Raw genomic sequence first — 24,621 nt, forward strand, 5'->3', positions numbered from 1 at the left:
TTCAAGGGGAGGAGCGGCTTTGGCCATTCGCAAGATTCTGGTGGCGAACCGATCCGAGATCGCGATCCGCGTGTTCCGCGCGGCGAACGAACTGGGCATGCGCACCGTCGCCGTCTACGCGGAGCAGGACAAGCTCGCGCTGCATCGTTTCAAGGCGGACGAGGCCTATCAGATCGGGCGGGGGCCGCATCTCGCCGAACCGATGGGGCCGATCGAGGCCTATCTGTCCATCGACGAGATCCTGCGCGTCGCCAGGGCGGCGGAGGTCGACGCGATCCATCCCGGCTACGGCCTGCTGTCGGAAAGCCCGGAGTTCGCCGAGGCCTGCGCCGCAGCCGGCATCGTCTTCATCGGCCCCGAACCCGAGACCATGCGCCGGCTGGGCAACAAGGTCGCGGCGCGCAATCTGGCCATCGAGGCCGGCGTGCCGGTGATGCCGGCGACCGATCCCTTGCCCGACGACATGGACACGGTGAAGCAACTCGCCGGCGAGATCGGCTATCCGGTCATGCTCAAGGCGTCCTGGGGCGGCGGCGGGCGCGGCATGCGCGTCATCGCCGACGAGGACACGCTCGTGCGCGAGGTCGACGCGGCCAAGCGCGAGGCGCGCGCCGCCTTCGGCAAGGACGAGATCTATCTGGAAAAGCTCGTCGAGCGCGCGCGCCACGTCGAGGTGCAGATCCTCGGCGACGCGCATGGCAACCTGGTGCATCTCTTCGAGCGCGACTGCTCCATCCAGCGCCGTCACCAGAAGGTCGTGGAACGCGCCCCCGCCCCCTATCTCGACGCGGACAAGCGCGCGGAAGTCTGCGACTACGGGCTCAGGATCGGCCGCACCGCCGGATATCGCGGGGCCGGAACGGTCGAGTTCCTGATGGATGCCGACACCGGCGCCTTTTATTTCATCGAGGTCAATCCGCGTATCCAGGTCGAGCACACGGTCACCGAGGAAGTGACCGGCATCGACATCGTCAAGGCGCAGATCCGCATCGCCTCCGGCGCGATGATCGGCGATCCGGGTTCCGGCGTGCCGGATCAGGACGGCGTCAAGCTGAACGGCCACGCCCTGCAATGCCGGATCACCACGGAAGATCCGGAGCAGAACTTCATCCCCGACTACGGCCGCATCACGGCCTATCGCGGCGCCACCGGCTTCGGCATCCGCCTCGACGGCGGCACGGCCTATTCCGGCGCGGTGATCACCCGCTTCTACGACCCGCTGCTGGAAAAGGTGACCGCCTGGGCGCCGACCGCCGAGGAGGCGGCGCAGCGCATGGACCGCGCCCTGCGCGAATTCCGCATTCGCGGCGTCGCCACCAATCTGACCTTTCTGGAAAACATCATCGCCCACCCGGACTTCCGGGCCTGCACCTACACCACGCGTTTCATCGACGAGACGCCGGCGCTCTTCACCCAGGTCGCCCGCCGCGACCGTGCCACCAAGCTTCTGACCTATATCGCCGATGTGACCGTCAACGGCCATCCGGAGACGAAGACCCGGGCCCGCCCGCCCGCCGATGCGGCCGCGCCCGTGGCCCCGGTCTACGACGCGCCGGTGCGAAACGGCACGAAGCAGCTGCTCGAGGAACTGGGGCCGGAGGGTTTCGCGGACTGGATGAAGGCGGAACGCCGCGCGCTGGTGACCGACACCACCATGCGCGACGGCCACCAGTCGCTGCTGGCGACCCGCATGCGCACCCACGACATCGTCGGCGTGGCCGATGCCTACGCCCGCGGCCTGCCGCAGCTCCTGTCGCTGGAATGCTGGGGCGGGGCGACCTTCGACGTCGCCATGCGCTTCCTCACCGAAGATCCCTGGGAGCGGCTGCGCCAGATCCGCGAACGCGTGCCCAACGTCCTGCTGCAGATGCTGCTGCGCGGGGCGAACGGGGTCGGCTACACCAATTACCCCGACAACGTCGTGCGCCATTTCGTGCAGCAGGCGGCCCGCGAGGGCGTCGATCTCTTCCGCGTCTTCGACTGCCTCAACTGGGTGGAGAACATGCGCGTCTCGCTCGACGCGGTGATCGAGGCCGAGAAGCTGTGCGAGGGCGTGATCTGCTACACCGGCGACATGCTGGACAGCGCCCGGCCGAAGTACGACCTCAAGTACTACGTCGGCCTGGCGCGCGAACTGGAGCGCGCCGGCTGCCACATCCTCGGCGTCAAGGACATGGCCGGGCTGATGAAACCGGCCGCCGCGACGCAGCTCTTCACCGCGCTGAAAGACGAGATCGACCTGCCGATCCACTTCCACACGCATGACACCTCCGGGATATCGGGGGCGAGCGTGCTGGCGGCGGTGGATGCCGGGGTCGATGCCTTCGACGCGGCGATGGATGCCTTTTCCGGCCTCACCTCCCAGCCCGCGCTCGGCTCGCTGGTCGCGGCGCTGAAGGATCATCCGCGCGACACCGGGCTCGACCCGGCGACGATCCGCGAGATCTCCTTCTACTGGGAGGCGGTGCGCACCCGGTATCGCGCCTTCGAGAGCGATCTGCGCGCCCCGGCCTCCGAGGTCTATCTGCACGAAATGCCCGGCGGCCAGTTCACCAACCTGAAGGAACAGGCCCGCGCGCTGGGGCTGGAAAGCCGCTGGCACGAGGTCGCGCAGGCCTATCACGACGTGAACATGATGTTCGGCGACATCGTCAAGGTGACGCCGTCCTCCAAGGTCGTCGGCGACATGGCGCTGATGATGGTCTCGCAAGGGCTCACCGCCGACGACGTGCTGGCACCGGACAAGGACGTCGCCTTCCCCGAAAGCGTCATCCAGATGATGCGGGGCGAGTTGGGCAAGCCGCCGGGCGGCTTTCCCGACGCCATCCGCGACAAGGTTCTGAAGGGCGAGGCACCGATTGCCGTGCGCCCCGGCGCGCTGCTCGAGGACGACGATCTGGAGGCCCGGCGCGCGGAGATCGCGGAAAAGACCGGCGGCGACATCGACGAGGCGGAGCTCGCCTCCTACCTGATGTACCCCAAGGTCTTTACCGATTTCGCCGCCGCGCGCGACACCTACGGCCCGGTCAGCGTGCTGCCGACGCCGGTCTATTTCTACGGCCTTGCGGCCGGCGACGAGATCATGATCGATCTCGAGCCCGGCAAGACGCTGGTGGTGCGCTGTCAGGCGATCGGCGAGACGGACGAAAACGGCGAGCGCAAGGTGTTCTTCGAACTCAACGGCCAGCCGCGCATCATCAAGGTGCCGGACCGGGCCCATGGCGCGGCCGGTGCCGCGGCCCGACGCAAGGTCGAGGAGGGCAATCCGGCCCATGTCGGCGCGCCGATGCCGGGCGTGATCTCCACCGTGGCCGTCAAGCCCGGCCAGACGGTCGCGGCCGGCGACGTGCTGGTCTCCATCGAGGCGATGAAGATGGAAACCGCGCTGCACAGCGAGCGCGCCGGCACGGTCGCCGAGGTCATCGCCACGCCCGGACAGCAGGTCGATGCCAAGGACCTGCTGCTCGTGCTGGCGGACGTGGATGGCGCCGCCGACGCCAAGGCCGACGCCGACGCCGATACGGACGCGGCCTGACCCGGCGCGGAACGCGGTCCATGGCCCTCGCCCTCGCCCATCGCGATGTCGCCCGCGTCTTCCTGCATCTGCAGGGCCTCGGCGATCCGCCCGGCGCGAAGCTCGACCGGGCGGGGCTGGAGCAGCTGATCGGCGGGCTCGGCTTCGTGCAGGTCGACAGCATCAACACGGTGGCGCGCGCCCATCATCAGATCCTGTTCGCGCGCAACCAGACCTATCGGCCGAAGATGCTCGTGCGCCTGCTGGAGCGCGACCGCGCGCTCTTCGAGAACTGGACGCATGACGCCTCCCTGATTCCGGTCGCCGCCTGGCCCTATTGGCGGCACCGTTTCGCGCGCGAGCGCGAGCGGCTCAGGCACCGCTGGGCCAATTGGCACGGCCGCGATTTTCACGACGAACTGGACACCGTTCTGGCCCGCATCCGCGACCGCGGGCCGGCCGGCGCCCGCGACTTCGACCGTCATGACGCGCGCAAGGAACCGGGCTGGTGGAACTGGAACCCGGGCAAGGCGGCGCTCGAGTATCTCTGGCGCACCGGCGAGATCGCCGTCACGCGGCGCGAGAATTTCGCCAAGATCTACGATCTTTCAAGCCGGGTGATCCCGCCCGAGCACTACGAGCGCCGGGTGACGCACGACGCCTTCGTCGACTGGGCCTGCCGCTCGGCGCTTGAGCGCCTCGGTGTCGCCACATCGGGCGAAATCGCCGCCTTCTACGACCTCGTCACGCCCGAGGAGGCGAAGGCCTGGTGCGCGGCTCAGGACGACGCCACCCATGTCCCGGTGCAGATCGTGCTGGCCGACGGTGCCCGGCGCCCCGCCCTGGCGCGGCCCGATATCCAGGATCTGATCGAGACCGCCGGCGACCTGCCGCCGCGCGTGCGCGTTCTCAGCCCCTTCGATCCCGTGTTGCGCGACCGCAAGCGCGCCGAACGCCTGTTCGGCTTTTCCTACCGCATCGAGGTCTTCGTGCCCGCGCCCAGGCGGGTCTACGGCTACTATGTCTTTCCGCTGCTGGAGGGCGAGAGGCTGATCGGGCGCATCGACATGATCTGCCGGCGCGCGGACGGCGTTCTCGAGGTGTCGGCGTTCTGGCCGGAACGCGGCGTGCGCTTCGGCGCCGGGCGGCGCGATCGGCTGGAGGCGGAGCTCGCCCGCATGGCGCGCTTTACCGGAATGGAGCACGTCGTCTTCGCCGACGGCTGGCTGCGACCGCCGGCAAGCTGAAGCGCCGAAAGGAAAAATAGCCGGCTCAGCGTTCGCCGAAGGCAGTGTCGAGCGAGCGGAAGATCGGCTTGAGAATGTAGCGCATCAGCGATTTCGAGCCGGTCACGACATTCGCCTGCACCACCATGCCCGGCAGCACGGGGCGGCGATTGGCGCCCTCGCCGACCTCGCGCGCGGCGAGCGCGATGATCGCCTTGAAATAGGCCTCGCCGTTCTCGTCCTTGAAGCTGGAGGCCGAAATCGTGCGCACCGTCCCCGCGACGGTGCCGTAGCGGCTTTGATCGTAGCTGGTCAGCACCACGTCGGCGGCATCGCCGGCGCGAATGTGGCCGATGTCCTTGGGCTCGACCTTCACCTCGGCCACCAGGTCTTCCTCCTGCGGCACGATCTCGGCGACGAGATCGCCCGGCCGCACCACGGCGCCGGCCCCGGTCTGCTCCAGATGCTTGACGAAACCGCCGGTCGGTGCGCGCACCACCAGACGGTCGGCGCGATCCTCGAAGGCGACGATCTGCTCGCGCAGCTCCGCGCGTTCCTCGGCGATCTTGCTCTTCTGTTCGGCGACCTGCTGCAGCACGTCGGCGCGCGCCTTGGCGAGCGCGGCCTCGGCCTCCGAGAGACCGGCCCGGGCCTGGGCGAGCTGGCCCTTCACGCCCGCCAGATCGTTTTCCGCCGAATGCATCTGCGTCTTGGCGTCCAGATAGCGGCGGCGGGAGGTGTAACCTTCCTTGAGCAATTCGGTCTGGATCTGGAACTTCTCGCGTTCGGTCTCGACCTGCTGCAGCAGCACGCCCTCGCGCTCGGCGAGGCTCGCCACCTCGGCCCGGCGCTGTGCGACGCGGGCGGCCAGCGCCTCCTGCTCCTTCTTGCGGGCGCGCAGGTTGGCAATGAAGGATTCGCGCTGGCGGTCGCTGAGGTCGATCTGATCGACGGACCCGCGCAGCGCCTCCGGCAGCCGCGCCTCGCCCCGCGCCTCGGCATCGAGCCGGGCATCTTCCAGCGCCAACCAGTCGAGCCGCACGCGGATGCGGGCCAGCTCGCTGCTGGCGTCGCTCGCCGTGAGACGCACCAGCGGCGCACCGGCCTCCACCCGGTCACCCTCGCGCACCAGGATCGCCTCGACGATGCCGCCTTCCAGATGCTGCACGCTGCGCACCTCGCCGGCCGGCACGATCTCGCCGCGCGTCGGCGCCACCTCGCGGATCTGGCCGATACTGGCCCACAGAAGCAGGCCGATCACCAGCGCGCAGAGAATGTAGAGCGTGCGGGCGATCACGCGCGGCGGCTCGCCGTCCTCCAGTTCGAGGGGCAACGACAACCGTCCGGACACACTGCGAGGAGGGGCAGACGTCTTCACCTTCACCATCCCGGCGGGAACTCGATACTCATCCACGAGAAAGGCTACGCCACGCGGCGTTAAGGAACGGTATGTGCGCGCCTGCGCCGCGCACGCCGGTCGCCGTCACGCGGCGCTGAGAATGCGCGGCACGATCTGCTCCGGCGTGCCCTGGGCCGCGATCCGCCCCTCGCGCAGATAGATCACCCGGTCGGCGAGCCGCATGTGGCTGGGTCGATGGGTGACCAGAAGGATGGTCGCCCGGCCCTTGAGCTCGGACAGGTGCTGCATCAGGAGCTTGTCGCTCTCGAAATCGAGATTGGCGCCGGGATCGTCCAGCAGGTAGATGATGTCGCGCTTGACGAAGGCGCGGGCGAGCACGATCCGCCGCTTGAGCGAATCCGGCAACTGGCGCAGCACCTGGCTGGTCAGCCGGGTCTCGAAACCGTCGGGCAGCAACCCGGTGTCCGACAGCAGATCGACCGCCTCGGCCGCGCGCCGCAGATCCGCGTCGCTCGCCTGTGGGTTGGCGAGGCGGATGTTCTGGGCAAGCGTTCCGTAGAAGAATTCCGCCGTCTGCGGTGCATAGCCGATCGACTGGCGCCACTCGCCGACATCGAGCTGGCGAATGTCGAGGCCGTCGACCAGCACCGCCCCGCCCTGCGGCGCATAGAGCCCGAGCACCATCTTGAGCACGGTCGACTTGCCCGACCCGCTGGGGCCGGCGATGGCGATGAATTCCCCCTGTTTCACGTGCAGGTCGACGCCGCGCAAGACCGGCTCCGTCTTGTTCGGATAGCGGAAGACGAGCTGATTGAGCGAAATGTCGCCGCGGAACTCGCGGCCGATGGACGGGGTTTCGCCCGGCGTGCGCTCCTTGGGCAGGCGCATCAGGGCGTTGACCTGATCGAAGGTCTGCTGCGCCTGTCCGATGCGGCTGAGCGACAGGAAGGCCTGATTGAGCGGATTGAGGACCCGCCAGGCCAGCGCCATCACGGCAATCAGCGCGCCCTGGCTCATGGCGCCGTCGAGCACCTGCACCGCCCCCAGACCCAGAATGCCGATGCCGCAGATCGACATCAGCATTTGCGACAGCACCTGAACGGTCTGCTGGATCATGCGGGTGCGCAGGTTCTTCTCCGCGTAATCGGCCGACAGTCGGCGGTAGCGCTCGATCCACACGTCCTCCGCCGAGAGATCCCGGATCGTACCCTGGTGGGTCAGGGTCTCGATGGAGAGGTTCTGCAGCTTGGACTTCGCCTGACCCGAGGCCGCGATCGCCCGCCGCATGCGCGGGATCGCGAAGACCGCCATCACGGCGTAAAGCGCGATCAGAACCACCGGCAGCCACACGAGCGGGCCGCCGAACACCGCGATGGCGCCGATGAACAGCAGCGAGAACGGCAGATCGACCGCCGCATTGGCCAGCGGCCCGGTGAAGATCTCGCGGATCCCCTCGAACTGGCGCAGCCGCGCAAGCTGCGCGCCGATGGGCGCCGATCCGGTCAGCGACAGCGGCAGATGCAGGATCTGCACGAAGGCCTCGTTGCCCACCGTGGTGTCGAGCCGCGCCCCCAGATAGGCCTGCAAGCGGGCGCGCACCCGCTTGAAGGCATAATCCGCGACGAGCACGAAGACGATGCCGACCGAAAGCGTCACCAGAACGCTCACGGATTTCGACCCGATGGCCTTGTCGTAGACCGTCATGACGAAAAGCGGCACGGCGAGCGCCAGCGTGTTGAGCAGGAAGCCGAGGCCGAAGATCGACAGGATGAGGCGCTGGAACCGCCCGACGGCGAAGCCGAGCCAGCCGCGCTTGCGTGCGTCCGCTGCTTCTTCCTTCAGATCGGCGTCGTCGAAGACGAAGACCGCGCCCGGACAGGAGCGGGGATCGAGGGTGAGCTCCGCGCCCGTGCGACCATCGACGGCAAGCAGACCTCCGTCGGGCGCGCAGCCGAGCAGCGCAAAGACCTCGCCGCGCGAGGCGTAGAGGCAGGGAAAATGCGCATCGCGCACGGCCCGGGCCCCGCCGCGCAGCTTTTTGGTGCGGAAATCGAGCCGGGCGAGCACGGCCCGCAGATCGTGCAGCGTGGCGATCGTGTCGAAATGCGGCATCGCCTCGAACAGGAGCCGCTCGCCGCCCTGCCAGTCGCGCGCGCGCAGCAGGACCTCCAGGCAGCGCTGAAGGGAGGCCGCCGGCGCGTCCGTGTCCGGTGCGCGCGCAATCCCCCGGGCGAGCCGGTCGCGCAGGCGATGCACCGGATTGGTCGCGTCGCGCTCCGGCGTTTCGGGGTCGGAAGGGGCGCGGTCGGATGTCATGCGGCGCCTCACGCTGTCAGCTTGCCGCTGATGGAAAACGGACGGTCGGGCAGGGCCGGCGCACCGGCCTGCGGGGACCGCACGGCTTCTGCCGCAGACGCCGTCGCGGGCGCGTCCCGCGCAGGCGCAGCTTCGGCCGGCGGCTCGACATCCACCGGGGTCACCGTTTCGTTCGCCACCTCGAACAGCTGATCGGAAATCCTGAGCAGCGACGGACGATAGCTGACGATCAGGATCGTCATCCCGCCCTTGAGCTTGTTCAGCGCGTCGATGAGTTGTCCCTCGCTGCGCTGGTCGAGCGCGGAATTGGCCTCGTCGAGGATCAGGATCCTCGGCTGGCGCGCCAGCGCCCGGGCGATGCCGATGCGCTGCTTGATCGCCGTCGGCAAGGCCTCGATCACGCCCTGGCCGAGATCCGTGTCGTAGCCGTTCGGCAGCAGATGGATATCCGGCTCGAGACCGATCAGCGCGGCGGCCGCACGTGCCTGGGCGGGCGTCGCGCCGCAGCCGAACATCGTCAGGTTTTCCAGGATCGTGCCGCGAAACAGCGGTGCCGCCGGCCCGACATAGGACACCTGCGCGCGCAAGGCCGCATGCGCCTCGCCGTAGAGATCGTGTCCGCCGAGCCGCACCATGCCGTCTTCCGGGCGGAAGTGGCCGGCGAGAATCCGCATCAGGGTCGACCGCCCGCTGCCGTCCGCCCCGCGAAAGCCGGTGATGCTCCCGCCCTCGATGGAGAAGGAGGCATTCGTGAAGCGCGCGCCGGTCTTGCGGGCGGAGTTGAACGACAGGCCCGAGACATGAATGCCGCCGCCGAAGCTTTCGACCGCCTCGCTGCCGGCGACCGGCGCGGGCAGGTCGAAGATCGCCATGCCTTCGGCGGCCTCGTGGCGGGTGCGCTGGATTTCGCTCAGCGCCGAAATGCCGCGCAGGACCGGCTGGACGATCTGACCGGTGAGCAGCGTGCAGGCGGCGACCGCGCCGACGCTCAGGCTGCCGCCGATCGCGAGCCACGCGCCGGCGAACACCACCGAGACCGTGGCGATCGACGAATACAGGCTGATTGCGTTCTGCGATCCGTTAGCCAGATGGATCGCATCGTAGCTGCATTCGCCGACCTGACGCTGAAGACGCTCGTAGCGCCGCAGCATCTGCGGCTCGAGCGCCAGCGCCTTGACCGTGTGGATATGCGACAGCACCTCGATGACGAAATCGTATTTGCGCGAATCGCTCTGGCTGCGCGCCTCGATGGACTCCGTCACCGCCTGGTTCCGCCGGACATTCAGAAAGGCGAAGATCGCGATGAGGACGAGCGGAACGGCCGCGACCCAGCCGCCGATGACCGCCATCAGCACGAGAAACACGGCCGTGGCCGGCAGGTCGATCGCCAGCAGCCGGGTCTGTCCGCCGTAGAAATCCGAAAGGGCCGACAGCGAGCTCAGCCGCTGCATGTTGAGCGAAAGCGCGGTCTTTTCCAGCAGGTGCGGCGGCGCGCCGACCAGACGGCGAAAGGCCTCCAGCCCGACGCGATGGCCGAAGGAGGCCGCCATCCAGCCCATCAGCCGCGCCCGCGCGATCTTGAGGCCCGTGTCCAGGATCATCACCACCACCAGGCCGACGACCATCAGCGTCAGCGTGTGCGTCGCGGCATTGGGCAGAATTCGGTCGTAGACCTGCAAGACGGTGAGCGGCAGGGCGAGTGACAGGATGTTGATGAGGATCGACGCGGAGACAACCGGCGCGGTGAGCGGCGGGGTCGACACGCGCGTTCCGTCGGCGCGCGGAACATCCACGACCGGGATCAGGGGCTCGCGTCGTCCGCCACGGCGGACCAGGCGCCCGAGCAGGGGCACATGATCGATCATGCCGGGAAGAGTGGCCGCATTTCCTTTTAATTTTCTTTACCACGTTCGACGTGAAGCGCGCCCGTGTGACGTCGCGCGCTCCCTGTGTGCGGTCGGTTTAACGATTCGGCAGGCAGGCGCGCGCTGTACTTCGGGCAAACTCCTCGAACCACGGCGTTCCCCATGTCCGACGACACGACGACCAACACGCCCACCCCGCCCGCGACCGGTCCGCGCTCCGCCGTGACCTCGAGCGCGAACGAGGCCGCGGCCGCGAAGACTCGTGTCGACGCGGATCGCAAGGCACTGCGGGAAGCCCACGAATACGACCACGATCCGCACGATCCGGTGTCGAACGAGAACACCTTGTCGAACCTGCATCTCGGGGCGATCGCCGGCGCGGCTCTGATGGCCGGGCTCGACGACGACGGCGCCGCCGAGGCGCGGCCGGCGGACACCGGCTCCGCACCGCGCAGCGACGGCTCCGGCGCGACCGCTCCGCTTCCCGAAGGACGCGGCACCCGGCAGCCCGACCCCGCGCAAGATGGCGGCTTGCCGACGCAAGCGCAGGCGCTCGGCTCGTCCTCCTCCGCCGGCTCGGCTGCCGGGAGCGGCATGTCGCCGCTGGACAGCCCCAGGGTTTCCTCCAATGCCGCGGCAAGCTCGTTCGGCACGCCCGACGCCGCCGACGTCGAACGAACGGTAAGCGACAGCGGCGGGACCGCCCCCGCGCCGGCGCCCGCGACGAACGGAAGCCGCTTTCTGGACCTTCACGATGTGACGCCGGTGACGGACACGGATGGATCGGCCAACACGCTGGCGGAAGACGCCAGCGCCGGCAGCACCGTCGGGATCGTGGCCTCCGCCACCGATGCCGATGTCACCGACACGGTGAGCTATTCCGTCGACGACCCCCGCTTCACCGTTGACCCGGATGGCACAATCCGCGTCGCCGATGGCGCCAGCTTCGACGCGGAGACCGAGGGCTCCATCAGCCTTACCGTCACCGCGACCTCGACCGATGGCAGCACGTCGAGCGAGACCTTCACGATCAATGTCACCGACGTGGACGAAGCCGACGTTGGGCCCGTTACCGACATCGACGGGTCGGCCAACACCCTCGCCGAGGACGCCAGCGCCGGCACAACCATTGGCCTCGTGGCCTCCGCCACCGACGCGGACGTCACAGACACCGTCAGCTATTCCGTCGACGACCCCCGCTTCACCGTCGATCCCGATGGCACCGTGCGCGTCGCCGATGGCGCCGGCTTCGATGCGGAGACGGAGGGCTCCATCAGCCTCACCGTGACGGCGACATCGACGGATGGCAGCACGAGCCAGGAGACCTTTGCGGTCAACGTCACCGACGTGGATGAGGCTGATGTCGGGCCAGTGACGGACACCGATGCCGCCGCGAACACACTGGCCGAGGATGCCAGCGCCGGAACGGCCATCGGCCTGGTGGCCTCCGCCACCGACGCCGATATCACCGACACCGTCAGCTATTCCGTCGACGATGCCCGCTTCACCGTCGATCCCGACGGCACCGTCCGCGTCGCCGATGGCGCAAGTTTCGACGCGGAGACCGAGGGCTCCATCAGCCTTACCGTCACCGCCACCTCGACCGATGGCAGTACGGCGAGCGAGACCTTCACCGTTCAGGTGACAGATGTCGATGAGGTCGACGTCGGGCCCGTGACGGATACCGACGGCTCGGCCAACACGCTGGCCGAGGATGCTTCCGCCGGCAGCACTGTGGGGATCGTGGCCTCCGCCACCGACGCGGACGTCACCGACACCGTCAGCTACTCCGTCGACGATCCCCGCTTCACCGTCGATCCCGATGGCACAATCCGCGTTGCCGATGGCGCAAACTTCGACGCAGAGACCGAAGGCTCCATCGCGCTGACGGTGACCGCGACCTCGACCGATGGCTCCACGAGTTCCGAGACCTTCACCGTCGCCGTCGCCGACGTGGATGAGGCCGACGTCGGGCCCGTCACCGACACCGACGGCTCGGCCAACACGCTGGCCGAGGATGCCAGCGCCGGCAGCACTGTCGGGATCGTGGCCTCCGCCACCGATGCCGATATCACCGATACGGTCAGCTATTCCGTCGACAACGCCCGCTTCACCGTTGACCCGGATGGCACCGTGCGCGTCGCCGATGGCGCAAGTTTCGACGCGGAGACCGAGGGCTCCATCGCGCTGACGGTCACCGCGACATCGACAGATGGCTCCACGAGTTCCGAGACCTTCACCGTCGCCATCACCGACGTGGATGAGGCCGACGTTGGGCCCGTCACCGACATCGACGGGTCGGCCAACACGCTGGCGGAAGACGCCAGCGCCGGCAGCACCGTCGGGATCGTGGCCAACGCCACCGATGCCGATGTCACCGACACGGTGAGCTATTCCGTCGACGATGCCCGCTTCACCGTCGATCCGGACGGCACGATCCGGATTGCCGACGGCGCCAGCTTCGACGCGGAGACCGAGGGCTCCATCGCGCTGACGGTCACCGCCACCTCGACCGATGGCTCCACGAGTTCCGAGACCTTCACCGTCGCCATCACCGACGTGGATGAGGCCGACGTCGGGCCCGTCACCGACACCGATGCCGCCGCGAACACACTGGCCGAAGACGCCTCCGCCGGCAGCACTGTCGGGATCATGGCCTCCGCCACCGACGCCGATATCACCGACACCGTCAGCTATTCCGTCGACGACCCCCGCTTCACAATCGATCCCGACGGCACCGTGCGTGTGGCGCCTGGCGCCAGCTTCGATGCGGAGACGGAGGGGTCCATCAGCCTCACCGTGACGGCGACATCGACGGATGGCAGCACGAGCCAGGAGATCTTTGCGGTCAACGTCACCGACGTGGATGAGGCTGATGTCGGGCCAGTGACGGACACCGATGCCGCCGCGAACACACTGGCCGAGGACGCCAATGCCGGAACGGCCATCGGCCTGGTGGCCTCCGCCACCGACGCCGATGTCACCGACACGGTCAGCTACTCCGTCGACGACCCCCGCTTCACCGTCGATCCGGACGGCACAATCCGGGTTGCCGATGGCGCAAGCTTCGACGCGGAGACCGAGGGCTCCATCAGCCTTACCGTCACCGCCACCTCGACCGATGGCAGTACGGCGAGCGAGACCTTCACCGTTCAGGTAAGCGATGTGGACGAGGTCGACGTCGGGCCCGTGACGGATACCGACGGCTCGGCCAACACGCTGGCCGAGGATGCTTCCGCCGGCAGCACTGTGGGGATCGTGGCCTCCGCCACCGACGCAGACGTCACCGACACCGTCAGCTACTCCGTCGATGACCCCCGCTTCATCGTCGATCCCGACGGCACCGTGCGTGTGGCGCCTGGCGCCAGCTTCGATGCGGAGACGGAGGGCTCCATTGCGCTGACGGTGACCGCCACCTCGACCGACGGCAGCACCTCCAGCGAGACCTTCACGGTCAACGTCACCGACGTGGACGAGGCCGACGTCGGGCCGGTGACCGATACCGATGCCGCCGCGAACACGCTCGCGGAGGACGCCTCCGCCGGCACAACCATTGGCCTCGTGGCCTCCGCCACCGACGCGGACGTCACCGACACGGTGAGCTATTCCGTCGACGATGCCCGCTTCACCGTCGATCCCGATGGCACGATCCGCGTCGCCGATGGCGCCAGCTTCGACGCGGAGACCGAAGACTCCATCAGCCTCACCGTCACCGCCACCTCGACCGACGGCAGCACCTCCAGCGAGACCTTCACGGTCAACGTCACCGACGTGGATGAGGCCGACGTCGGGCCTGTCACCGACACCGACGGCTCGGCCAACACGCTGGCCGAAGATGCCAGTGCCGGAACGACCATCGGCCTGATGGCCTCCGCCACCGACGCGGACGTCACAGACACCGTCAGCTATTCCGTCGACGATGCCCGCTTCACCGTCGATCCCGATGGCACGATCCGAGTCGCCGATGGCGCCAGCTTCGACGCGGAGACGGAAGGGGCCATCAACCTCACCGTCACCGCCACCTCGACCGATGGCAGCACGTCGAGCGAGACCTTCACCGTTCAGGTGAGCGATGTGGATGAGGCCGATGTCGGGCCCGTGACGGACACCGATGCCGCCGCGAACACACTGGCCGAAGACGCATCTGCCGGCAGCACCGTCGGGATCGTGGCCTCCGCCACCGACGCCGATATCACCGACACCGTCAGCTATTCCGTCGACGACCCCCGCTTCACCGTCGATCCAGATGGCACGATCCGGGTCGCCGATGGCGCAAGCTTCGACGCAGAGACGGAGGGCTCCATCGCGCTGACGGTCACCGCGACATCGACAGATGGCTCCACGAGTTCCGAGACCTTCACCGTCGCCATCACCGACGTGGACGAGGCCGATGTCGGACCCGTGACGGACACCGATGCCGCCGCGAACACACTGGCCGAAGACGCATCCGCCGGCAGCACCGTCGGGATCGTGGCCTCCGCCACCGACGCCGATGTGACCGACACGGTCAGCTATTCCGTCGACGACGCCCGCTTCACCGTCGATCCCGATGGCACGATCCGTGTCGCCGATGGCGCCAGCTTCGACGCGGAGACGGAGGGCTCCATCAGCCTCACCGTCACCGCCACCTCGACCGATGGCAGCACGTCGAGCGAGACCTTCACGATCAATGTCACCGACGTGGACGAAGCCGACGTTGGGCCCGTTACCGACATCGACGGGTCGGCCAACACCCTCGCCGAGGACGCCAGCGCCGGCACAACCATTGGCCTCGTGGCCTCCGCCACCGACGCGGACGTCACAGACACCGTCAGCTATTCCGTCGACGATGCCCGCTTCACCGTCGATCCCGATGGCACCGTGCGCGTCGCCGATGGCGCCGGCTTCGATGCGGAGACGGAGGGCTCCATCAGCCTCACCGTGACGGCGACATCGACGGATGGCAGCACGAGCCAGGAGACCTTTGCGGTCAACGTCACCGACGTGGATGAGGCTGATGTCGGGCCAGTGACGGACACCGATGCCGCCGCGAACACACTGGCCGAGGATGCCAGCGCCGGAACGGCCATCGGCCTGGTGGCCTCCGCCACCGACGCCGATATCACCGACACCGTCAGCTATTCCGTCGACGATGCCCGCTTCACCGTCGATCCCGACGGCACCGTCCGCGTCGCCGATGGCGCAAGTTTCGACGCGGAGACCGAGGGCTCCATCAGCCTTACCGTCACCGCCACCTCGACCGATGGCAGTACGGCGAGCGAGACCTTCACCGTTCAGGTGACAGATGTCGATGAGGTCGACGTCGGGCCCGTGACGGATACCGACGGCTCGGCCAACACGCTGGCCGAGGATGCTTCCGCCGGCAGCACTGTGGGGATCGTGGCCTCCGCCACCGACGCGGACGTCACCGACACCGTCAGCTACTCCGTCGACGATCCCCGCTTCACCGTCGATCCCGATGGCACAATCCGCGTCACCGATGGCGCCAGCTTCGACGCGGAGACCGAGGGCTCCATCAGCCTTACCGTCACCGCCACCTCGACCGATGGCAGCACCTCGAGCGAGACCTTCACGATCAATGTCACCGACGTGGACGAAGCCGACGTCGGGCCCGTAACCGACATCGACGGGTCGGCCAACACCCTCGCCGAGGACGCCAATGCCGGGACGGCCTTTGGCCTGGTGGCCAGCGCCACCGATGCCGATATCACCGATACGGTCAGCTATTCCGTCGACGACGCCCGCTTCACCGTTGACCCCGATGGCACCGTGCGCGTCGCCGATGGCGCCAGCTTCGATGCGGAGACGGAGGGCAGCATCAACCTCACCGTCACCGCGACCTCGACCGATGGCAGCACGAGTTCCGAGACCTTCACCGTCGCCGTCACCGACGTGGATGAGGCCGACGTCGGGCCCGTAACCGACACGGATGGATCGGCCAACACGCTGGCCGAGGATGCTTCCGCCGGCAGCACTGTGGGGATCGTGGCCTCCGCCACCGATGCCGATATCACCGATTCGGTCAGCTATTCCGTCGACGACGCCCGCTTCACCGTTGACCCGGATGGCACAATCCGCATCGTCGATGGCGCAAGCTTCGACGCAGAGACCGAAGGCTCCATCAGCCTCACCGTCACCGCCACCTCGACCGATGGCAGCACGTCGAGCGAGACCTTCACCGTTCAGGTGAGCGATGTGGACGAGGCCGATGTCGGGCCTGTCACCGATACCGACGGCTCGGCCAACACGCTGGCCGAGGATGCTTCCGCCGGCAGCACTGTGGGGATCGTGGCCTCCGCCACCGACGCAGACGTCACCGACACCGTCAGCTACTCCGTCGACGACCCCCGCTTCACCGTCGATCCCGACGGCACGATCCGCGTCGCCGATGGCGCAAGTTTCGACGCGGAGACCGAGGGCTCCATCAGCCTCACCGTCACCGCGACCTCGACCGATGGCAGCACGAGCCAGGAGACCTTCACCGTTCAGGTGACCGATGTCGATGAGGCTGATGTCGGGCCCGTTACCGACACCGATGCCGCCGCGAACACCCTCGCAGAGGACGCCAGCGCCGGCAGCACCGTCGGGATCGTGGCCTCCGCCACCGATGCCGATGTCACCGACACCGTCAGCTATTCCGTCGACGACGCCCGCTTCACCGTCGATCCCGATGGCACCGTCCGCGTCGCCGATGGCGCCAGCTTCGATGCGGAGACGGAGGGCTCCATCGCGCTGACGGTGACCGCGACATCGACCGATGGCAGCACGAGTTCAGAGACCTTCACCGTCGCCGTCACCGACGTGGACGAGGCCGATGTCGGGCCCGTGACGGATACCGACGGCTCGGCCAACACGCTGGCCGAGGATGCTTCCGCCGGCAGCACCGTCGGGATCGTCGCCTCCGCCACCGACGCCGATGTCACCGACACCGTCAGCTATTCCGTCGACGACGCCCGCTTCACCGTCGATCCGGACGGCACCGTGCGTGTGGCGCCTGGCGCAAGTTTCGACGCGGAGACCGAGGGCTCCATCAGCCTCACCGTCACCGCCACCTCAACCGATGGCAGCACCTCCAGCGAGACCTTCACCGTTCAGGTGAGCGACGTGGACGAGGCCGATGTCGGACCCGTCACCGACATCGACGGATCGGCCAACACGCTGGCCGAGGACGCCAGCGCCGGGACGGCCATCGGCCTGGTGGCCAGCGCCACCGACGCGGACGTCACGGACACCGTCAGCTACGCCGTCGACGATGCCCGCTTCACCGCCGACCCCGACGGAACGATCCGTGTCGCCGATGGCGCCAGCTTCGACGCGGAGACCGAGGGCTCCATCAGCCTTACCGTCACCGCCACCTCGACCGATGGCAGTACGGCGAGCGAGACCTTCACCGTTCAGGTAAGCGATGTGGACGAGGTCGACGTCGGGCCCGTGACGGATACCGACGGCTCGGCCAACACGCTGGCCGAGGATGCTTCCGCCGGCAGCACTGTGGGGATCGTGGCCTCCGCCACCGACGCCGATGTCACAGACACGGTGAGCTATTCCGTCGACGACGCCCGCTTCACCGTCGATCCCGACGGCACGATCCGCGTCGCCGATGGCGCCAGCTTCGACGCGGAGACCGAAGGCAGCATCGCGCTGACGGTCACCGCGACATCGACCGATGGCTCCACGAGTTCCGAGACGTTTGCGATCAATGTCGCGAATGTCATCGACGAGACGCCAACAGACATCGTCATGGACGGCGGCGCCGTTGACGAGAACAGCGTCGCGGGCACGGTGGTCGCCACGCTTTCGGCCGTCGACGCCGATGCCGGCGACAGCCATAGCTATGCGCTGACCAACGACCCCTCGGGCTTCTTCGAGATTGTCGGCAACGAAATCCGCGTGCGAGCGGGCGCCGCGCTCGATCATGAAACGGCGGCGCAGCATACCGTCACCGTTCAGGTGACGGATGCGGCCGGCAACAGCCATTCGGAAGCTCTGACCCTCGCGATCCGGGACGTCAACGAGGCGCCCACCGACGTTACCCTGTCCGCCAGTCAGGTCGCGGAAAACGACGCCGGCGCGATCGTCGGCGCTCTGTCGACGACCGATCCCGACGCAGGGGACAGCCACTCCTACACAGTGTCGGACACCCGCTTCGAGGTGGTGAACGGACAATTGAAGCTCAAGGACGGGGTCAGCCTCGACCACGAGAGCACGCCCACGGTCGACGTCACCGTCACCGCGACCGACAGCGGCGGCCTGACGACGGATCAGGTGGTCACGGTGCAGGTGACCGACGTCAACGAGGGCCCGAACGCGGGTCTGGTCGACCTCGGGGCGGTGGCGGAGGACGGCAGCCTGACCTTTACCGCCGCGCAACTGCTCGCCAACAGTTCCGACGTCGACGGCGACGCGCTCACCGTGTCCAACGTCGCGGTGGACCCGGCCTATGGCACGCTTGCAGACAACGGCGACGGCACCTGGACCTTCACGCCGGCGAACGACTATGCGGCGAACGACGTGCCGGTCAGTTTCACCGTGACGGATGGCCAGTACAGCTCGAATTCATGGGCGCTGGTCGATGTCACGCCGGTGGCGGACACGCCCACGGTCGCCGTGGCGGACAATCAGGTGCTGGTCTTCTCGTCGACCTTCGAGAGCACCAGCGGGTTCGTGACCACCATCGACGGCTGGCAGAGCGACAACTTCATCGAGGTGCGCTCCGGCATCGAGGCATCCTCCGGCCCGGACTCGCAAAACCACATCGAGCTCAACACCGACCCGGGATCGTCCGGCGACTGGCAGGACGCGCCCAACATCTACCGCACGGTCGACACGAATGCGGAGGGCACCTACGAACTGACCTTCGATTACGCCGCCCGCCCCGGTTTCGACGACACCGTGTGCCGGGTGGAGATCCTGTGGGACGGTCAGGTTGTGGCGACCGTCTCCGCCGACGGCAGCAACGACAGCGTGCCCGTCTGGCAAAGCTACACGATCGAGTTGCCCGGCAACGGCGACCCCACCCGCCTGGAGTTCCGCGAGGTGGGCGTGGATCAGGCCGGCGGCCGCGGGCTTTTCCTCGACAACATCGAGATGACGGAGTTCACCGCCGGCTCGGCCCGCGGAACGGCCGGATCGGCCATCGACCTGCCGGACATCACGACCGGACTGGGCGACACGGACGGTTCGGAGAGCATCGCCGTTGCCGTGTCCGGCCTCGTCGCCGGGACGATCCTGAGCGATGGGACGCACAGTGTCACGGTCGCGTCCGACGGTGCGACCGTCGATGTCAGCGACTGGAACCTGACGGCGCTGCAGGCCACGCCGCCGGAGAGTTTCAACGGCATGCAGTCGATCGTCATCACGGCGACGGCAACGGAAGCGCTGAACGGCGACACCACCAGTACGCAGGTCGCGATCCCCATGATCGTCGATCCGGCGCACGAGAATCTGGTCACGGCGCCAACCGATGCCGATGCGACCGACAACCGGATCCACGAAACGGCCGTGGCCGGAACGGCGGTCGGCATCACGGCTCTGGCAACCGATCCGGACGCCAGCGACGTCGTCAGCTACTCCGTCGACGACGATCGGTTCACGGTCGACGCGGACGGAACGGTGCGCGTCGCCGACCACGCCCTCTTCGATCACGAGACGGAAGCCTATATCGATCTCGGCGTCATGGCGCATTCCACGGATGGTTCAAGTGCGATGACCTCCTTCCGCGTCTACGTTCAGGGCAACTACGGCGCCTATTCCGCCGGCAACGCGGACGGAAACACGATCTCCGTTTCGGGCCAGTCCTATGAGGTCAAGGGGTTTGGCGGCAGCGACAATATCGTCACCGGCGCGTTCAACGACCGGCTCGACGGCGGCGACGGCAACGACACGCTGACCGCCGGCGCGGGCAACGACCTGCTCTTCGGCGGCGAAGGTGCCGACATGCTCTACGGCGGCACCGGCGACGACAGGCTGTGGGGCGGTGCGGGCAACGACGCGCTCTACGGCGGTGACGGCGACGATGTGATCAGTGGCGAGGGCGGAACCGACACCATCGACGCCGGCGCCGGCAACGACGTCATCCACTACCAGGTGGTCTATGCCGACGGCGGCGACACGGTCGACGGCGGCGACGGCACGGATCTGGTCGATTTCTCCACCTCCGCCCCGGGCGGCTGGACCAACGGTTACGGCATCGGCGTGGACCTCGCCTCGGGCGCCGTCACCGATATCGGCAGCTACGACGCCAATGGCGGCTACGACTTCAATTACGGAACGAAGGGCTCGCTCTCGAACGTCGAGGATCTGCGCGGCTCGACCTTCAACGACGTGCTCAAGGGCGATGCCGGCGGCAACACGCTTTATGGCAACGCCGGCGACGACTTCCTGTCCGGGCGGGCCGGCAACGACGTTCTGGTGGGCGGAGAGGGCAACGACGCGCTCTACGGCGGCGACGGCGCGGATCTGTTCATCTATGCCGCCGGCGACGGCAGCGACACGGTGGCAGGCGGCGCCGGCGGCGGCTGGGTCGATGTTCTCGATCTCGGTGGCGGCGACCCGTCCGCGCTCGGCGACTATGGCACCGACTGGACCGTGACCATCACCGAAGGCTCGATCGTCACCGACGACAGCGCCAACGGCACGCTGACCCTGTCCGACGACGCCAGCGGCTACGTCGATCTGCAGGACGGCAGCCGGATCGACTTTTCGGAGATCGAACAGGTCCAGTGGTAGCGCGCAAGGCGGGGACGGGCGGCGCGTTCGCCCTCCTTCATGCGCGGCTCACGCGCGCCTCAATGCCTTGCGCGAGCGTCACTCGCGCCTCGATGCCGTGCGCGAGCGTCCCTCGCACCTCGACGTTTTGCGCGAGCTTCACTCGCACCTCGACGTTTTGCGCGAGCTTCACTCGCGCGGGGCAAGCCGCAGCGCCCAGGTCTCCATGGTCGGCACCAGCCGGGTCTCGACCGCGATGGGCTCGGCCGCCACGCCGAAGCGCTCGGGCGCTAGCCGGCCGAGGGTTGCGAGCAGGAACAGTTCCGAGACCGTGCGGTCGTAGCGCGCGCCCTCGAAGGCGGTGCGGCTGTTCACCAGCTCCTGCTGGCCGTTGAGCACATCGAGCAGCGTGCGTTCGCCGCCGCGATACTCCATCTTCAGCCCCCGCACGGCGCGTTCGTTGGCCGAGATCGCCCGCTTCGCCGCCTCGGCCCGGCGGCGCGAGGCCTCCAGCTGCTTGAAGGCGGCGATGACGCTTTCGCGCACCTGAAGCCGCACGTCGTCGACCTCGAACTCCCGCTGCGCCGCCGTTTCGCGGGCCTGCCGGACGCTGGCGATATTGTCGCCGCCGGTGAACAGCGGCACATTGACCCGCACGCCGACGCGAAAATCCTCGGTCGCGCGGTCGGACAGGCGGTTGCGGTATTCGTTGAGATAGGAGGCGCTCGCCGTCACCCTGGGCAGCATGTCGCCGACGCTGGCGCGCGCCGCGAAGCGCGAGGCCCGGGCCTCGGAAATCTTCGAGCGCACCGTCGGATTGCCGCGCAGCGCCACGTCGATGGCCGCCCCCAGCGAGGCGGGCAGGAGATCCTGCGGCAGGGCGGGCCAGGCGAGCTTGTCGGGCGGCTTGCCGACGAGCCGCTCGAAACTCGCCTCGCTCGCCGCGAGCTGGCCCTTGGCGAGTTCCAGATCGGCCTGCGCCTCGTTGTAGCGGGCGCTGGCCTGATCGACATCCGTGCGCGTCGCATCGCCCAGTTCCGCGCGCCGGCGCGCCGCCGTGAGTTCCTGCGCCACCAGATGCGCGTAGCTCTTGCGATGGGAGAGGTTGCGCCGGTCGCGGAGGACCGACAGATAGGCCTGCCCCGTGCCGAACAGCAGATCCTGCTCCGCGCCGATCAGCTGCTCGCGCCCGGCCGCGCTTTCCTCATGCGCCTGATTGAGGCGGTTGATCCCGGAAAATCCCTGAAAAAGCGTCTGCTCGGCACGCACTTCCAGATTGTGCTCGATCCGGTCGTTGTCCTCGGCGTTCAGATGATCACGGTAGTCCCGGTTCTCCACGCCATAGCTGGCCGACACCTTCGGCAGGAAGGCGCTGCGCGCCTTCCAGATCCCCTGATCGGTGGCGCGCTGGCGGGCGCGCTCGGCCTTGAGCGCGGGCGAGGCCTGATAGGCGGAGCGCATGGCATCGCGCAGACTTTCGGCCTGCGCAGGGCCGATGCCCAGGGCGAGGCAGAGTGCGGCGATGGCGGCACAGGATCTGATGGCCCGGTGGGACATTGCGTTGAGTCCTCGTTCTCCAGAGTACTCAACGCGCAACATGGTTAAAGCCGCTTTAATCCGCTGCGGCGCGGCATCGTCCCGGACGGCCGCCGCCGCCCGGAACGCGCGCGCGGGCGCAGCGCCCCGCGTCAGTCCTTGGTGGTGAGAATCGTCTCGATCTTGTGCGGCGGATGGCCCGTCAGCGTCTTGTCGACCTCGGCGACGACACGGCTCGCCACCTCCTTGTGGAACGCCTTGCGCAGGTCGCCGAGCGTCATCGGCGGCGCCACCACGACGAGCTTGGAGAAGTCGCCCTTGTGCGCCGACTTGTAGAGCAGCTCGGCCATATCCTTGGCGAAGCGATGCTTTTCGATGGTGTGCCAGTCCGTCGGCTCCATCGCGCTGCGGTTGGGACCGAGCCCGTCGGGGCGGCGGCCGGGGGCATCCGTGCCCTGCTCGGACGTCAACGGGTTCTCGGTCTCGAGAAGCTCGATCACCTGGAAGTTGGGATAATCCGCATCGCCGTCGTTGCGGAAGACGAGCGCCTTCTCGCCGTCTCCAACGAGGATCCAGGTGTCTTTCTCGATACGCAGACCACTCATGGTCGACCTCCTGATTCGTGTGGTTCGGATCGCCGGTGTTTCGAATCGCGGCCACGGCGGATGCGCCCAAGGGGGTCCGCGCCGCCGGTCTCCGTCACATAAGCCGATGCCGACACGCCCTCATATGCGTTCGATCAAATCCGCCAACAAGACGTCGACCCCGTCCGACAGCATGGCGAACACCTGTTCGAAGCCGTCCGGGCCGCCGAAATAGGGGTCGGGCACGTCGCGATCGAGAAACCGGACAAGGCGTGCTCCGCCCTTATCGGGCGACAACGCGCGCAGATCGGATAAGTTCGACGCGTCCATCGCCAGAATGTGCTCGAAGCGCGTGAAATCCCGGCGCGAAACCTGCCGCGCGCGCAAGGGCGTCAGGTCGATACCATGCGCACGGGCCACCGCCACCGACCGCGGATCGGGCGGTTTGCCCACATGCCAGTCGCCGGTTCCGGCCGAATCGACACGCACCCGCCCGGCGAGCCCCGCCGCCTCGAGCCGGGCCCGGCAGATCCCTTCCGCCAGTGGCGAGCGGCAGATATTGCCAAGGCAGACGAACAGGATCGACGTCATCGGCGGGTCCTCCTCTCGGTTCGGCGCCCCGTCTCGCGCCATTTGTCGCGTCGCGTTTCCCTTTGGGCGCCGCGACCGAACGTCCGCCGGCCAGGACACCGGGCTTTGAGGCGCATGGGTCCGGGACCATATGGTTTCGGGTCACACGGTTTTCGCGCGCCCCGCGCCGCCCTATCTCCCTTGGACACGGGCTCCAATGAACACGGGCTCTAATGAACACGGACCCCAACAAACACGGGCTCCGATGGAACGGGGTCCACGGACACGGGCGACGTCGCCCATCCGTCCGCCCGATCCCCCAAGGCAAACCGGAGGACACCCATGGCCACCAAACTCGACGACGCCGCCCGCGCAACCGCGCTCGCCGAACTGGACGGCTGGACGGCGAGCGACGGTCGGGACGCCATCGAGAAAACCTATCAGTTCGCCGATTTCGTCGCCGCCTTCGGCTTCATGACGCGCGCCGCGCTGGTCGCGGAGAAGATGAATCATCACCCGGAGTGGTTCAACGTCTACAAGACGGTCAAGGTGACGCTCACGACCCACGACGTGGGCGGGCTGAGCGAGCTCGACCTCAAGCTGGCAAAGGCGATGGACGGCCTCGCGGCCGGTTGAGCGCATGCGTCGACGGGCGACGGCAGCCGGCGCGTTCAGGTCGTCGGCCCGCGTTCAATAACGAAGACATGCACCTCGCCGTCCTGGTCCCGCGAGACCAGCGCATGACCGGCCTCCTGGCAGAAATGCGGAATGTCGATCACCGACATGGGATCGGTCGCCTCGATCCGCACGCGGGTACCGGCGGCCAGGCGCGCCATCGCCTTGCGCGCCTTGAGCACGGGCAGGGGGCATTTCAGACCCTTGAGGTCGAGATCGAGATCGGTTGCGTCCACCCGCAAGCTCCCGTTTCGGTGTGGTCGGTGAG

At 67.9% G+C, this 24,621-nt stretch carries 11 protein-coding genes; 4 read left to right on the plus strand and 7 right to left on the minus strand.

Annotated features, from left to right (window positions below; genetic code table 11):
• Window positions 1-19 precede the first annotated feature (19 nt).
• A complete protein-coding gene (pyc, locus tag ABL312_RS16610; RefSeq protein ID WP_349358512.1) occupies window positions 20-3,535 on the plus strand; it encodes a pyruvate carboxylase in 3,516 nt (1,171 codons plus the stop codon).
• A gap of 20 nt (window positions 3,536-3,555) precedes the next feature.
• Window positions 3,556-4,761, plus strand: a complete 1,206-nt coding sequence (locus tag ABL312_RS16615) for a DNA glycosylase AlkZ-like family protein (RefSeq protein ID WP_349358513.1) — start codon at window positions 3,556-3,558, stop codon at window positions 4,759-4,761.
• A gap of 25 nt (window positions 4,762-4,786) precedes the next feature.
• On the opposite strand, the gene ABL312_RS16620 is transcribed toward ABL312_RS16615, so the two are convergent.
• The 3 genes from ABL312_RS16620 to ABL312_RS16630 all read right to left on the minus strand — a co-directional run bounded on the left by ABL312_RS16620 (window position 4,787) and on the right by ABL312_RS16630 (window position 10,209).
• Window positions 4,787-6,073, minus strand: coding sequence for an HlyD family type I secretion periplasmic adaptor subunit (locus ABL312_RS16620; protein WP_349358514.1), 1,287 nt, complete (start codon window positions 6,071-6,073; stop codon window positions 4,787-4,789).
• Window positions 6,074-6,223: 150 nt separating this feature from the next.
• Window positions 6,224-8,416 carry a peptidase domain-containing ABC transporter gene (locus ABL312_RS16625; RefSeq protein ID WP_349358515.1) on the minus strand — a complete coding sequence of 731 codons (2,193 nt, stop codon included), beginning with the start codon at window positions 8,414-8,416 and terminating at the stop codon, window positions 6,224-6,226.
• Window positions 8,417-8,424: 8 nt separating this feature from the next.
• Window positions 8,425-10,209 carry an ABC transporter transmembrane domain-containing protein gene (locus tag ABL312_RS16630; RefSeq protein ID WP_349358516.1) on the minus strand — a complete coding sequence of 595 codons (1,785 nt, stop codon included), beginning with the start codon at window positions 10,207-10,209 and terminating at the stop codon, window positions 8,425-8,427.
• A gap of 234 nt (window positions 10,210-10,443) precedes the next feature.
• On the opposite strand from ABL312_RS16630, the gene ABL312_RS16635 reads away from it, so the two are divergent.
• Entirely contained in the window at window positions 10,444-21,009 is a 10,566-nt protein-coding gene (locus ABL312_RS16635) for a cadherin domain-containing protein (protein WP_349358517.1), read from the plus strand.
• Window positions 21,010-21,177: 168 nt separating this feature from the next.
• Here ABL312_RS16635 and ABL312_RS16640 read toward each other — a convergent pair whose 3' ends face one another.
• From ABL312_RS16640 to ABL312_RS16650, 3 genes are all read right to left on the minus strand, one after another.
• Window positions 21,178-22,545 (minus strand): TolC family outer membrane protein, encoded by a 1,368-nt coding sequence (locus ABL312_RS16640; RefSeq protein ID WP_349358518.1) that lies wholly within the window; start codon window positions 22,543-22,545, stop codon window positions 21,178-21,180.
• A 131-nt stretch (window positions 22,546-22,676) separates the two neighbouring features.
• Window positions 22,677-23,129: a host attachment family protein gene (locus ABL312_RS16645; protein ID WP_349358519.1), complete on the minus strand. Its 453-nt coding sequence runs from the start codon at window positions 23,127-23,129 to the stop codon at window positions 22,677-22,679.
• A 120-nt stretch (window positions 23,130-23,249) separates the two neighbouring features.
• On the minus strand, window positions 23,250-23,699 hold the full coding sequence (locus ABL312_RS16650) for a low molecular weight protein-tyrosine-phosphatase (RefSeq protein WP_349358520.1): 450 nt from the start codon (window positions 23,697-23,699) through the stop codon (window positions 23,250-23,252).
• A 321-nt stretch (window positions 23,700-24,020) separates the two neighbouring features.
• Between ABL312_RS16650 and ABL312_RS16655 the strand changes: the two genes are divergently transcribed.
• The gene (locus tag ABL312_RS16655; protein ID WP_349358521.1) at window positions 24,021-24,314 is read left to right on the plus strand and encodes a 4a-hydroxytetrahydrobiopterin dehydratase; all 294 of its coding nucleotides are present in this window, start codon (window positions 24,021-24,023) and stop codon (window positions 24,312-24,314) included.
• A gap of 35 nt (window positions 24,315-24,349) precedes the next feature.
• On the opposite strand, the gene ABL312_RS16660 is transcribed toward ABL312_RS16655, so the two are convergent.
• Window positions 24,350-24,589 (minus strand): sulfurtransferase TusA family protein, encoded by a 240-nt coding sequence (locus tag ABL312_RS16660; protein ID WP_349358522.1) that lies wholly within the window; start codon window positions 24,587-24,589, stop codon window positions 24,350-24,352.
• Window positions 24,590-24,621: the final 32 nt, after the last annotated feature.

It is taken from the genome of Stappia sp., from assembly GCF_040110915.1.
Lineage (GTDB): Bacteria > Pseudomonadota > Alphaproteobacteria > Rhizobiales > Stappiaceae > Stappia.

Coding starts and splice junctions, on each gene's coding strand:
- ABL312_RS16635 (WP_349358517.1), top strand. CDS start 10,444: ATGTCCGACGACACGACGACCAACACGCCCACCCCGCCCGCGACCGGT.
- ABL312_RS16655 (WP_349358521.1), top strand. CDS start 24,021: ATGGCCACCAAACTCGACGACGCCGCCCGCGCAACCGCGCTCGCCGAA.
- ABL312_RS16650 (WP_349358520.1), bottom strand. CDS start 23,699: ATGACGTCGATCCTGTTCGTCTGCCTTGGCAATATCTGCCGCTCGCCA.
- ABL312_RS16640 (WP_349358518.1), bottom strand. CDS start 22,545: ATGTCCCACCGGGCCATCAGATCCTGTGCCGCCATCGCCGCACTCTGC.
- ABL312_RS16615 (WP_349358513.1), top strand. CDS start 3,556: ATGGCCCTCGCCCTCGCCCATCGCGATGTCGCCCGCGTCTTCCTGCAT.
- ABL312_RS16625 (WP_349358515.1), bottom strand. CDS start 8,416: ATGACATCCGACCGCGCCCCTTCCGACCCCGAAACGCCGGAGCGCGAC.
- ABL312_RS16645 (WP_349358519.1), bottom strand. CDS start 23,129: ATGAGTGGTCTGCGTATCGAGAAAGACACCTGGATCCTCGTTGGAGAC.